Source organism: Nonomuraea sp. NPDC059023 (genome assembly GCF_042740095.1).
Lineage (GTDB): Bacteria > Actinomycetota > Actinomycetes > Streptosporangiales > Streptosporangiaceae > Nonomuraea.
This window is the reverse complement of sequence record NZ_JBHYIO010000057.1, coordinates 1-12,589: the sequence shown is the minus strand read 5'-3', so window position 1 is coordinate 12,589 and position 12,589 is coordinate 1. Positions and strand designations below refer to the sequence as shown.

Sequence of the window (12,589 nt, the reverse complement as noted above, 5' to 3'; positions counted from 1 at the left end):
GCTGCACCTCTCATTGCTGCACCTCGATGTAGTCCAGGTTGGGGTTGCCGTTGGCGGTGTTGGCGGTGATCCGGACCGTGTTGGCCCCGGCGTTCAGCGTGATCGGCAGGATGGTCGTGGCCCAGGTGGTCCAGGCGCCCGTGCCGTTGAACGACTGACCGGCCACCACCGCGGCGCCGTTGACCGCGATGGCCGCGGCCCGGTTGGCCGTTGTGCCGTTCGCGTAACGCACCCGCAACGTCGCCGGGCCCGCGTTCCCGGTGACCGTCCACTCGGTGTAGCTGCCCGCCACGTTGTCACCGTTGACGAACCCCGTACCCGAATGGCCCGCGTGGTTCGACTCCACCACGCCCTGCGAGATCGCCGCGTTCTCCGCCTCGTAGCGGGTGCCGGTGGGCGGGTTGGTGGTGGAGATGTCGCGGCCGTTGTGGAAGACGTTGATCAGCTGGAGGTTGTCGACATTGTTTGCGACATTTCCGGAATTGGTCATGTTGGTGAAGGTGCTGTTGGAGATCGTCACGTTCTGGATGTGCCTGGCGGAGCGGCCGTCGATGTTGAAGGCCGCCCGGCCGCCGGTGACGGTCATCGCGTCGATGGTGAAGTTGCGCACCGTGGGCGGGATGCTGCCGGACGTCTCGTAGTTCATCGTGATGTAGACGGCGTCGCGTTCGAGGTTGCGGCCGGTGATGCGGCGCAGGTGGACGTCCTCGACGAAGCCGCCCCGGTTGAAGCTGGTCTTCACGTACAGCGCGTACTTGACCGGGTAGCGGCCGGGGAAGTCGGCGGCGTTGCACTGGCAGTCCTCGGCGAAAACCTTGCGCACCCCGCCGGACATCTCGCTGCCGACGGTGATGCCGCCCCAGCGGCCGGAGAACTTGCAGTCGCGCACCACGATGTTCTGCGAGGGCCGGTTGACCCGGCGGCCGTCGCGGTCGCGGCCCGACTTGACCGGGATGCAGTCGTCGTTGGTGTTGAACCGGCAGTCGTGGATGAAGACGTCGGTGCAGGAGTCGGGGTTGCAGCCGTCACCCTGGGAGTTGGTGCTGTAGAAGGTGACGTTCCTGACGGTGACGTTCGTGCAGTAGACCGGGTGCAGCGTCCACATCGCGGGGTTGCGCAGGCTGAGGTTCTCCACCAGGACGTTCGTGCAGTTGTAGAGGCCGATCATGTTCGGGCGCAGCTTCGTGCCGGAACCGAACACCCGCTGCTCCACCGGGTGGTCGCCGGCGCCCCAGCCCCACAGCCGGTCGCGGTCGGCGCCGCCGCCGCCCCACGAGGACCACTCGCCCGCCGGGGCGTTGCCGTCGATGGTGCCGGTGCCGGTGAGCGCGATGTTGGTCCTGCCGTTGGCGTAGATGAAGGGCGAGTAGTTGTGGCACTCGATGCTCTCCCACCTGGTGAAGACCGGCGGCAGGTAGGAGCCCGGGTCGGTACGGAACCGGATCGTGCCCTGGACGTGCAGGTTCACGTTCGACAGCAGGTGGATCTTGCCGGTGCGGAACGTGCCCGCCGGAACCAGCACCCGGCCGCCGCCCGCGGCGTTGCAGGCGGCGATGGCGTTGCGGAAGGCGGCGGTGCAGTCGGTGCTGTTGTCGCCGACGGCCCCGTAGTCGGTGATGGGGAAGCTCCGGTCGGGGAAGGCGGGTGGCACGATCCTGGCCAGGATCGCGGGCACCTCGTCCCAGGGCGAGACCGCGGCCGTGCCCTCCACGACCGCGGCCTCGCCCCTCACTCCGGCGCCCGTGTCACGTGCGCGCGCCGCCGCCGCACGCTCGCTCAGGATTGCCGGGAGCGTGCCCCCGAGTACCAGGGCCCCGGCGCCGAGCGCCGCGGTGCGCAGGGCCTCGCGCCGGGACAGCGCGGCGGCGCGCAGCGCCCCGCCGGGTAACGGGCTGCTCATTGGGTCACCTCGATGTAGTCCAGGTTGGGGTTGCCGTTGGCGGTGTTGGCGGTGATCCGGACCGTGTTGGCCCCGGCGTTCAGCGTGATCGGCAGGGTGGTCGTGGCCCAGGTGGTCCAGGCGCCCGTGCCGTTGAACGACTGACCGGCCACGACCGCGGCGCCGTTGACCGCGATGGCCGCGGCCCGGTTGGCCGTTGTGCCGTTGGCGTAACGCACCCGCAACGTCGCCGGGCCCGCGTTCCCGGTGACCGTCCACTCCGTGTAACTGCCCGCCACGTTGTCACCGTTGACGAACCCCGTACCCGAATGGCCCGCGTGGTTCGACTCCACCACGCCCTGCGAGATCGCCGCGTTCTCCGCCTCGTAGCGGGTGGTGTTGCCACCGCCGCCCGGCACGGCCTTGTACGACTTCAGGTTCGTCAGCAGCAGATGGCAGTTCTGCAGCGAGCCCGAGGTGTCGCCCAGCGAGCGGTAGATGCCCCACTTGGGCCGCACCCGGTCGCCGAGGAAGGTGTCCACGCCGGTCCTGGTGGCGTCGACGACGGTCGTGCCGCCGCTGCTCAGCACCCAGCGCACCGCGCCGGACGACCCGTCACCGATCTTGATCTCGTAGTCGATGTCGATCCACTTGTCGTGCAGGGGCGCGAGGTCGGTCCGGCCGACCAGGATGTTCGGCTCGAAGACCTTGTGCTCGATGGTCTGCCTGCCTTCCACCCGGCGCAGCGAGGTGACGGTGATGGGCGCGGTGCCGCTGCCCGGCATCTTGGTCTGGAAGATGTGGGTGAAGGACGTGGTGGCCTTGAGCGTGGCCGGGATGAACATCGAGTACGTGACCCGCCACAACTCCCCCGACCTCCACTGCAGGTGGCCGCTCGGGGTGCGGTTGCCCGTGACCTCGTGGCGCTGGCGGTCGGTGCTGGTGTCGCGGTCGACCGTGTGCATGTTGAAGCGGAAGTTGTCGCCTTCGGGGAAGATGTGCGGCGCGGCCGACGTGTGGGAGTCGGCCCGGTCGTCCTCGATCGACTCCCAGGCGCGCATGCCGTCGCCGCGCGCGGTGGGCGACCACATCTGCTGCCAGGTCTGGCCGGGCGGAAGGAGGGTCGGCGCGGCGAAGGCGGGGCGGGCGGTCAGGAGCGGCGCCGTGGCGGCGGCGCCGAAGAGGATTGCGAGCTGGCGGCGTGACAGTTCCATGATTGCCTATCCGATAGTGATCTTGTCGAGGTTGGGACCGCCGTTGGCGGACGTGGACACGAGTTTGATCTTGGTGCCGAGCTGCGCCTGGAGAGAGAGCGTGTGCCAGGTCGTCCACGCGCCGGTCGGCGGGAAGGTGAGCGCTCCGGCCCGCACGCCGTCGACGAGCACGTCCATGGGGCGCGCGACGGCGGTGCCGTTGGCGAACCTGACGGTGATCGTCCGCGTCCCGCCGCCCGTGACGGTGAACTCGGCCGCCGAGCCCACGACGTTGTCCAGGTTGACGAAGCCGGAGCCGGTGAAGCCCGCGTGGTTCGACTCCACCGCGCCCTGCGTGATGACCGCGTCCTCGGCCTGGTAGTCGGTGCCGGAGGCGGCCACGTCGAGGTAGTCGAGATTGGGCCCGCCGCTCGCGGTGGCCGAGGTGAGCCGGACCTTCGTGCCGAGCCGGGCCGGGAGCGACACCGTCCGCCAGGTCGTCCACGCCCCGGTGGGCGGGAAGTCCAGCGACCCGGCGGCGGCGCCGTCCACGGTGACGGTCATCGGCCTGCCGCTCGTGGTGCCGTTGGCGAAGCCGATCGTGAGCGTGCTCGCGCCCGCCGCGGCGACGGTGAACTCCACGTACGAGCCCACGACGTTGTCGAGGTTGACGAAGCCCGAGCCGGAGAACCCGGCGTGGTTCGACTCCACCACGCCCTGCGAGATCAGCGCGTTCTCGGCCTCGTGGCGGCCCGGCGGCGACGGCGTCCCCGGCAGGCCCCAGCGCGGGCCCGGCCTGGAGATCGGCGCCCGGTCGACGACCAGCGGCGGCCGCGGCCCCGTGTGCAGGAGCACCTCGCGGTCCTTGGCCAGCACGATCTGCACGGTTCCGCCGCCCAGGTCGGTGACCTGGGCCGGGGTGCCGTCGTCCAGGGTCGCGGTGGGCGGGCCGGGCAGGCCGTGGCGCAGCTTGAGCGGCTCACCGGCCAGGCTGCGTACGCGGATGAACCGGGTCGTCCCCGCCTGCCGTACCGCCGAGACCAGGAAGGCGCCCTGGGTGCGGAAGTCGTGCAGGGTCACGTCGGGCCACGCGGACGGCACGGCGGGGAAGACCCGGATCACGCCGCCCCAGCTCTGGCAGAGCATGTCGTGGATGCTCTGCGAGGCCGACAGCGGGGTCTCGATGACCGGGCCCGCCTCGGTGTAGTGGGTGTTGGCGCGGCACGGGTAGGACGTGGCCGGGTCGAAGAAGCGCGTCAGGTAGCCGAGCGCGGTGTCGCCGCGGCCCATGCTCGCGTACATCGAGGCCGCGCCGGTGTAGCTGTAGCCGCGGTGCGCGCCGGTGACCGCGTGCCAGCGCGCGATCGATCGTTCGATGAGGGTACGGCTCGCCGGCTGATCCCACGTGACCAGGTACAGCGGGTAGATCATCATCAGGTGCGAGTAGTGCCGGTGCGACTGGCTGTACGGCGTGCTCGCGCCGATCATGTACCCGTTGCCGTCCGTCGGATACGGCGTCAGGTTCGCCAGCGTGCTCTGCCACCTGGGCTTGAGCGGGTCGTCGACGCCGAGCCTGGCCGCCGCGTCGAGCAGCGTCTGGCAGCCCCACCTGATGAGCGCGAGGTCGTAGTTGGTGTCCTTGGGCGGCACCACCGGGTACTCGGGAGACAGCGTGCTGGGCAGGTGCAGCCTGCCGTCGCCCTCGGTCCGCAGGAAGTGCAGGTAGTAGTTGATCGCCCGCCTGAGCAGCGGGAACAGCGTGTCGCGCAGCAGCGTGTCGTCCATGGTGTGCCGGTAGGACAGCCACACGTTGTGCAGCGCCCAGGTCAGGTCGCCGACCTCGGCGCCGCTGCCGGGCGTCCCGACGCTCCTGGTGGCGAACATGTCCGAGCTGCGCCCCACGCCGCTGGAGTCGGCGCGGTAGGCGCTCGGCACGTTGTCGACGAGCCGCTGCCGGTTCCGGTCGAGGGTGGTGGTGACCGAGTCGAGCTCCAGGTGGTTGGACCCGTGGATCAGCCAGTACTCGAGCTGCACGTTGAGGTTCCACCACACGCCCGGCCACGGCGTGGGCTCCAGCCACGGCCCGGTGGTCGCCATCACCGGCCCGCCGGCCCGCGTCGCGCTCGCCGTCTTGTACAGCTGGATCCAGTAGAAGGACTGCAGCCGCTCGTCGGGGAGGCTGAGGAAACTCTTGGGGTAGAAGGCGTGCCACCAGGCCTGATGCTCGCTTCTCAGGCTCTGGTACGGCCCCGCGTCCCGCACCTTGGCGAGGCAGGCGGCTTCGGCGGCGGTGTTCGACGGGAAGCTGTGGGCGACGCTGAGCAGCAGGAGGCCGCCGCTCTGCCGGTAGGCGGTGGCCGTCTGCCCGCCGCCGGCCAGCGCCTGGAGCACCTGCCTGACCTCGCCGGTGGTCCTGGTGGTCCAGGCGGGGTTGCGTACGTACCCGGAGGGCGGGGCCTCGGAGGCCTCACGCGGGCTGTCGGCCGCCTCCGGATGGAACGTCCACCGGACCTGCTCGCCCCCGGTCGCGGTGGCGTCGGCGACGAAGAGCTCGTCGTGGACGAAGGCGGTGAACGTGATCCTTCCGGCCGTCGTGGTGATGGAGCCGGTGAGCTCGGCGTCCCACAGGCTCAGGCGCCAGTCGACGGCGGTGATGGTGCCGGCCGGGTCGAGGGTGAGGTGGCCGACGGGCAGGCGGCAGGTGCCGAACCCGCTGCCGAACTGCGGCCGGTGATCCTGCACGCGGCCGTGCTGGGTGGTGAAGCGGACCTTGTTGGCGCCGGGCTCCTTGTAGACCATGCTGCCGAGCAGGCCGTCGCCCAGGAACGGGCCTTCGTGCCAGACGGTGGGCAGGCGGGCCCAGAGCAGGTCCTGCCTTTCCAGGAAGTCCCGCCACTGTTCCGGCGTGCTCACGCGTTTGTCCAGCTCCCATGCCGCCCCGGCCCAGGCCGCATCCAGCCCGCCCGGGAACGCCGCGACCGCCATGGACCCGAACGCCCCGCCGAGCACCACCCGCCGCGACACCCCCTGCCCGTGCCACGTCCCGGCCCCACCCCTCGGGCCCACCGGATCCTCGGGCAGGACGCCACCCGGCCCCGCCACCCCGCCACGCGGCTCCGGCACACCGGACACGCGGACCGGGTCTCCAGGAAGCGCGGGGGGCCGGCCTTCCGGTGGCTGGCCGGATGCCGGTGACGGGCCGGGTGCCGGTGGCGTGCCCGGGGTGGCCGGGTCCGGGGTGGCCGGGTCCGGTGTGCCGGCCGCCTCCTCGGGGGTCATGCGGTGACCTCCAGGTGGTCGAGGTTGGGGCCGCCGTTCGCGGTGGTGGCGGTGGCCCGGACCGTGTTGGCGCCCGCGTTGAGCTGGGCCGAGACCGTGGCGGTCTGCCAGGTGGTCCAGGCGCCGGTGCCGTTGAAGGGCTTGGCCGCGGCGATCACCGTGCCGTTGACCGCCACGTCCATGGGCCGGTTCGTGGTGGTGCCGTTGGCGAAGCGGAAGGCCAGCGTCGCCGTGCCCGCGCCCGCGGCGGTGATCGTGAACTCGACGTACGAACCCGCCACGTTGTCGTAGTTGACGAAGCCGGTGCCGGTGTGACCCGCGTGGTTGGACTCCACCACACCCCTGAAGATGGTGGCGTTCTCGGCCTCGTAGCGGGTGCCCGCGGGCGGCGTGCCGTACAGGGTGCCGTTGATTCTGACGTTGTGCAGTTGCACGTTGTCGGCGTTGCTGATCTGCGGCGCGGGCGTGTCGATGGCGGTGAACGTGGAGTTGGAGACGGTCACGTTCTTGACGCGGCTGGCCGAGGAGCCGGAGAGTTTGATCGCGAACGGGGAGTCGTCGATGTCGAGGTGCTCGACGGTGATGTTCTGGATGACCGGGTGGACGATGGGGCCGTGGCCGGGGCCGGTCAGGCTGTAGTTCATGTCGATGTAGAAGCCGCCGCGGTCGCACGGGCCGCCGGTCAGGCCGCGTACGTGCACGCCGTCGACCACGCCGCCGCGGCGGTTGTTGGTCTTGAGGTAGAGCGCGTAGAACGACTTGTAGCTGGAGCCGGGGAAGATCTGGTTGTTCTCGGCGAAGATGTTGCGCACGCCGCCGGACATCTCGCTGCCGACGGTGATCGCGCCCCAGCGGCCGTAGTACTTGTTGCCGCGGATGACGATGTTCTCCGACGGCACCCCGACACGGCGGCCGTCGATGTCGCGGCCCGACTTGATCACGGTGCCGTCGTCGCCGGTGTCGAAGGAGCAGTTCTCGATGAGCACGTCGGCGCAGCTCTCCGGGTCGACGCCGTCGACCATGGCGCCCCGGCTGTAGATCTTGACGCGCCGGACGGTGACGTTGCGCGACAGGACCGGGTGCACCGCCCACATCGCGGGGTTCCTGATGTCGAGGTCCTCGATGAGGATGTTGGCGCAGCCGTACAACTGGATCATGTTGGGCTTGAGAAAGTGGCCGTCGCCGAACTGGCGCTGGTCGATCGGGACGCCGTCCACGGCCATCGCCTGCAGGCGCTGCCAGTCGGGGTCGCGCCGGCCGTCGAAGCCGAACCACGGGCCCGCCGCGGCGTTGCCGTCGATCGTGCCGGTGCCGGTCAGCGCGATGTTGGTCTGGTTGCGGGCGTAGATGAAGGGCGAGTAGTTGTAGCACTCGATGCCCTGCCAGCGCGTGAACACCGTCGGCAGGAAGGACGCGGCGTCGGAGCGGAAGCGGATCGTGCCGCCGGACTCCACGTGCAGGCGCACGTTCGACAGCAGGTGGATCTTGCCGGTGCGGAAGCGTCCCGTGCCGGGGACGAGCACCGTGCCGCCGCCGGCGGCGTTGCAGGCGGCGATCGCCTCGCGGAAGGCGGGGGTGCAGTCGGTGGTGTTGTCCGGCCTGGCGCCGTAGTCGGTGATGGGGAAGGTCCGGTCCGGGAAGGCCGGCGGCACGATTCTGGCCAGGATCGCGGGGACCTGGTCCCAGGGCGAGGCGAGGGCCGTACCTGATGCGGCCACCGCCGTGCGGGGCAGCAGGACCGCGCCGCCGCCCGCGATGCCCGCGGCCTTCAGAAGGTCACGTCGAGAGGGTGTCATCGAGGCTCCGCTCGGGGGTGACTCGCCGGCCGCGGGTGCGGCCGCCGGGCGAGGGCTGGGCGGTGGGATCACTGGATGTTGGAGCGGCGGATCACGTCCGGGTTGCCGTTGCCGTTGTTGTCGGAGTTGCTGGAGCCGAACCAGATCGCGCTGGCTCCCGGCACCTTCTCCACCGCGCGCAGGCGGCCGTAGGTGCCGTTGAAGTAGCTGTTGACCGTGCCGACGTTCTCGCCGTTCAGGACGATGCGCCACAGGCGCTGGCCGCGCAGGGCGGCCATGAAGACCGTGTTGTTGACGATGGCGATGCCGGACGGCGAAGCCTCGCCGACGCCCCAGGTCCGCTTGGGGTTGGTCATGCCGGAGACGGAGCAGGTGCCCTCGCACTGCGGCCAGCCGTAGTTCCTGCCCGACTGGATCAGGTTGAGCTCGTCACGCGAGGAGTTGCCCAGCTCGGAGGACCACAGGCGGCCCGCGGAGTCCCAGGCGATGCCCTGCGGGTTGCGGTGGCCGTAGCTGTAGACGCGGCTGTTGAACGGGTTGCCGGGGGCCGCGGCGCCGGTCTTGGTGATGCGCAGGATCTTGCCGTTGAGCGAGCTGAGGTTCTGCGCGTGGCTGGTCTGCTGGGCGTCGCCGGTGGTGGCGTACAGGTAGCCGTCGGGGCCGAACTTGAGCCGGCCGCCGTTGTGGTAGCGGTTCTTGGCGATGCCCTGCAGCAGCGAGGTGTAGCCGGACAGGGCGGTGCCGTTGAAGTTCATCTTGGCGATGCGGTTGCCCTCGGAGGAGGTGTGGAAGAAGAACACTTCCTGGTCGGAGGTGCCGTTCCAGGTCTTCGACATCGCCAGGCCCATCAGGCCGCCCTCGCCGCCGGTGGTCTGGCTGTTGGGTACGGTGCCCACCTGCGTCTTGGTGCCGGACGGGGTCAGCTTGAACACCCGGAAGGTGTCGCGCTCGGTCACCAGGGCGAACGAGCCGTCGGGCGCCCAGGAGATGTCCCACGGGATGTCCCAGCTCCCGGCGACCGTGGCCGGAGTCTGCGGCACGGTGCCGCAACTGCCCGTGGTGAAGGAGTCCGACGCCGCGCTCGGGGTGGACAACTGATTGGCGGTGTCCCGCGCGACCACGTGCAGCTGATACGTCTTGTTGCACTCCAGCGCCACCTGCGCGGTGCCGGCCGGCGGCGTGCCGGTCACGGTGTGCAGCACGGTGTTGCTCGCGTCGCGGATCAGGTACGCGCGCACGCCGTTGTCGTCGGAGGAGGCGGTCCAGGTCAGCGTGGCCTGGGTCGGCTGGACGCCGGTGACGGCCGGCTTGCCGGGCTGGGTCGGCGGGTCGTCCGGCGGCGCCGGCTGCGTCCGGCAGGTGACCTCCGGGCTGCTGTCGGAGACGTTGCCGGAGCCGTCACGGGCGAAGACGGAGATCGTGTAGGTGAAGTCCGCCTGCAGGCCGGTCAGCGTGTGCGGGGGCGTCGCCGCGGTGCCGATCTGGGTGCCCAGCTGGAAGATGTCGTAGCCGGCCACGCCGATGTTGTCGGTCGAGGGCGCCCAGTCCAGCCGGAGGCTGTTGTGGGTGATCTGGGTGCAGGACGGCTGGCCGGGCGCGGTCGGCTTCTCGGTGTCGCCGGGTCCGGTGACGTCCAGCTTGTCGAGGTTGGGGCCGCCGTTGGCGGTGCTCGACGTGGCCCTGATCGTGTTGGCGCCGGCGGTGAGCGCGGCGTTGAGGCTGACGGTCTGCCAGGTGGGCCAGGCTCCCGTGGAGGGGAAGTTCAGGCTCACGGGGGCGCCGCCGTTGATCGAGATGTCCATGGGCCTGGCGTCGGCGGTGCCGTTGGCGAAGCGGAAGGACAGGCCCTGGGTGCCGGCGGTGGCCGAGCTCACGGTCCACTGGACGTAGCTGCCGACGAGGTTGTCGAGGTTGACGAAGCCGGAGCCGGTGTAGCCGGGGTGGTTGGACTCCACGGCGCCCTGGGAGATCGTCGCGCTCTCGGCCTGGTACTCGGTGGTCGGCGCGGACATCTCGACGTCGAGGAAGTCCCAGTTGGGGTTGCCGCCGGTCGCGGAGGCGGTGGCCCGGATCTTGTTGGGCCCGGCCTGGAGTGTCGCGGTCAGCGTGCTGGTGGTCCAGGTGGACCAGGCACCGGTGGGGGCGAACGCGCGGTCGTCGGCCACGAGGGTGCCGTTGACGCTGATGTCGCTGGGCCGGTTGGCGGTGGTGCCGTTGGCGTAGCGGAGGGCGAGGGTGGCGGTTCCGGCGGCGGGCGCGTTGACGGTCCACTCCACGTACGGCCCGGCGACGTTCTCTCCGTTGACGAATCCGGTGCCGGAGAAGCCCGCGTGGTTGGACTCGACGGCGCCCTGGACGATCGTGGCGTTCTCGGCTTCGTAGCGGGTTGGCGCGGCCTGGGCGGCCGTGGCGGGCAAGGCGGTCAGCATCCCGGCGGCGAGCAGGAGGGCACAGGCTCCCCGGGACCTACGTAACTTCATGGTGCTCCTTGTGACAGGCGGCGAAAGATTGGAGCTTTTCATCGTGTTCCCACAAAGAGTCACATCCGTCAACAGATTTCAGATCTTGGAACGCTCCATTCTTTAAGAAGGTTTCCTAACTTCGAGGAGTTAAAGATCCGATGTTCTGACCGGGCCCTGGACGCAGCAACCGTTTGGTGATAGCTCTGGAGCAGATCTCTTCCGGCGAAAGATTGGATCTGTCTCCCGGGCCGTTCCAGCCTCCAGCTAGCCGGGAGACCTCACTCTGCCGTCAGGGGCGGGTGATACATGGGATGTCTCACAGTGAGGAGTCTTCGCCGTGATTCTGAAGATCACCACGGCGCTCATGCTGGCCGCCCAGCTGCTCCACGCCCAGCCCGCCGGTGCGGCAGCGCTCCTCGAAGCCGAGAACGCCACGATCTCCCAGGGAGTCGTCGAGTCCAACCATGCCGGCTACACCGGGACCGGTTTCGTCAACTACGACAACCTGCTCGGCTCCTACGTCGAATGGGCCGTCGAGTCGTCCGAGGCCCGCACCGTCACCCTGACCCTGCGCTACGCCAACGGCACCGCCGCCAACCGGCAGATGAACGTGGCCGGCACCGTCGTCGACTTCCCCGGCACCGGCGCGTGGACCAACTGGCGCACCGCCCGCCTCACCGTCTCCCTGGCCTCCGGGACCACCCCGATCAGAGCCACCGCCACCACCGCGAACGGCGGGCCCAACGTCGACTCGCTGTCGGTAGACGAACCGGGCGGCGTCGACTGGTCCACCGCGGTGGTCGAGTCGACCATGGCCCGCCACTCCCCCGGCGCGCTCGGCGGCTGGGGCTACACCCGCGGCCTGTACCTCTGGGGCCAGTACCTGGTCTGGCAGCGCACCGGCGACCCCCGCCACCTGCGGTACATCAAGGACTGGGCCGACCGCTTCGTCGACTCCTCCGGCAACATCTCCCACAGCTTCAGCAACCTCGACAGCATGCAGTCCGGCAACGTCCTGCTCGCGCTGTACAAGGAGACCGGCCAGAGCCGCTACCGCATCGCGGCCGCCAAGATCCGCAACCGGCTGAACACCTACCCGCGCACCTCCGACGGCGGCTGGTGGCACTCCACCTCCGATTCGCGCCAGGGCCAGCTCTGGGCCGACGGCGTGTTCATGGTCAACCCGTTCCTGGCCCGCTACGGCGCGTGGGTCGCCGAGGACGCCTTCACCCGCACCGAGCCGGCCAAGCAGATGGAGATCTACTACAGCCGACTCAACCGCACGTCGGGCAGCGCCGCGGGCCTGCTCTACCACGCCTACGACCAGCCCGGCGGGCTCACCGCCTCCTGGGTCAAGCCCTCGCTCGGCAACACCAACGGCATCTCCTGGTGCCGGGCCATCGGCTGGTTCGGCATGGCCGCGATCGACATCCTCGAGATCATCCCCGCCGACCACCCGCGCCGCGCCGCCCTGATCACCATGCTGCGCAACCTCGTCCCCGCCTACGCCACCTGGCAGGACCCGGCGACCGGGCGCTGGTTCCAGGTCGTGACCGAGCGCGGCAACTCCGGCAACTGGACCGAGACCTCGTGCTCGGCCATGTACACCTACACGATCTCCCGCTCGGTCGAGCGCGGCTACGTCGACCCCTCCTACCAGGTGTACGCCGAGCGCGGCTACCAGGGCGTCATGGCCAAGGTGTCGACCGGGTCCGACGGGCGTACCACCATCGTGGACATCAGCGAGGGCACCAACGTGGACGACGTGTTCGGCTACTACTTCAACCGGGCGCGGCCGGTCAACGACTTCCACGGACTGGGCGCGTTCCTGATCATGAATGAGCAGATGACGCGCACCCGCTGACCCGGCGTGGGGGGGGCGGGCCGGCCGCGGGGGGCCGCCGGCGGGGCCGCCCCGGCGGGCCGGCGCCCCCCCGGCGGGGCGCGGGGCGGCGGGGGGGGGGGGGGTTGGAAAAAAAA

6 protein-coding genes are annotated in these 12,589 nt (G+C 70.1%); 1 reads left to right on the top strand and 5 read right to left on the bottom strand.

Annotated elements, in window-relative coordinates; genetic code table 11:
• Positions 1 to 10 precede the first annotated feature (10 nt).
• The 5 genes from ACFWYW_RS53085 to ACFWYW_RS53065 all read right to left on the bottom strand — a co-directional run bounded on the left by ACFWYW_RS53085 (position 11) and on the right by ACFWYW_RS53065 (position 10,627).
• On the bottom strand, positions 11 to 1,900 hold the full coding sequence (locus ACFWYW_RS53085) for a glycosyl hydrolase family 28 protein (protein ID WP_379616925.1): 1,890 nt from the start codon (positions 1,898 to 1,900) through the stop codon (positions 11 to 13).
• Entirely contained in the window at positions 1,897 to 3,093 is a 1,197-nt protein-coding gene (locus ACFWYW_RS53080) for a carbohydrate-binding protein (RefSeq protein WP_379616923.1), read from the bottom strand. The genes ACFWYW_RS53085 and ACFWYW_RS53080 overlap by 4 nt, the downstream gene beginning before the upstream one ends.
• Before the next feature lie 6 nt (positions 3,094 to 3,099).
• Complete coding sequence (locus ACFWYW_RS53075) at positions 3,100 to 6,351, bottom strand: carbohydrate-binding protein (protein ID WP_379616921.1); 3,252 nt, start codon at positions 6,349 to 6,351, stop codon at positions 3,100 to 3,102.
• Positions 6,348 to 8,147, bottom strand: a complete 1,800-nt coding sequence (locus ACFWYW_RS53070; protein WP_379616919.1) for a glycosyl hydrolase family 28 protein — start codon at positions 8,145 to 8,147, stop codon at positions 6,348 to 6,350. The genes ACFWYW_RS53075 and ACFWYW_RS53070 overlap by 4 nt, the downstream gene beginning before the upstream one ends.
• A 68-nt stretch (positions 8,148 to 8,215) precedes the next feature.
• Positions 8,216 to 10,627, bottom strand: coding sequence for a PQQ-dependent sugar dehydrogenase (locus ACFWYW_RS53065; RefSeq protein ID WP_379616917.1), 2,412 nt, complete (start codon positions 10,625 to 10,627; stop codon positions 8,216 to 8,218).
• Positions 10,628 to 10,946: 319 nt separating this feature from the next.
• On the opposite strand from ACFWYW_RS53065, the gene ACFWYW_RS53060 reads away from it, so the two are divergent.
• Positions 10,947 to 12,473 carry a glycoside hydrolase family 88 protein gene (locus tag ACFWYW_RS53060; RefSeq protein ID WP_379616915.1) on the top strand — a complete coding sequence of 509 codons (1,527 nt, stop codon included), beginning with the start codon at positions 10,947 to 10,949 and terminating at the stop codon, positions 12,471 to 12,473.
• The last annotated feature ends 116 nt before the right edge of the window (positions 12,474 to 12,589 follow it).

Coding starts and splice junctions, on each gene's coding strand:
- ACFWYW_RS53080 (WP_379616923.1), bottom strand. CDS start 3,093: ATGGAACTGTCACGCCGCCAGCTCGCAATCCTCTTCGGCGCCGCCGCC.
- ACFWYW_RS53065 (WP_379616917.1), bottom strand. CDS start 10,627: ATGAAGTTACGTAGGTCCCGGGGAGCCTGTGCCCTCCTGCTCGCCGCC.
- ACFWYW_RS53070 (WP_379616919.1), bottom strand. CDS start 8,147: ATGACACCCTCTCGACGTGACCTTCTGAAGGCCGCGGGCATCGCGGGC.
- ACFWYW_RS53085 (WP_379616925.1), bottom strand. CDS start 1,900: ATGAGCAGCCCGTTACCCGGCGGGGCGCTGCGCGCCGCCGCGCTGTCC.
- ACFWYW_RS53075 (WP_379616921.1), bottom strand. CDS start 6,351: ATGACCCCCGAGGAGGCGGCCGGCACACCGGACCCGGCCACCCCGGAC.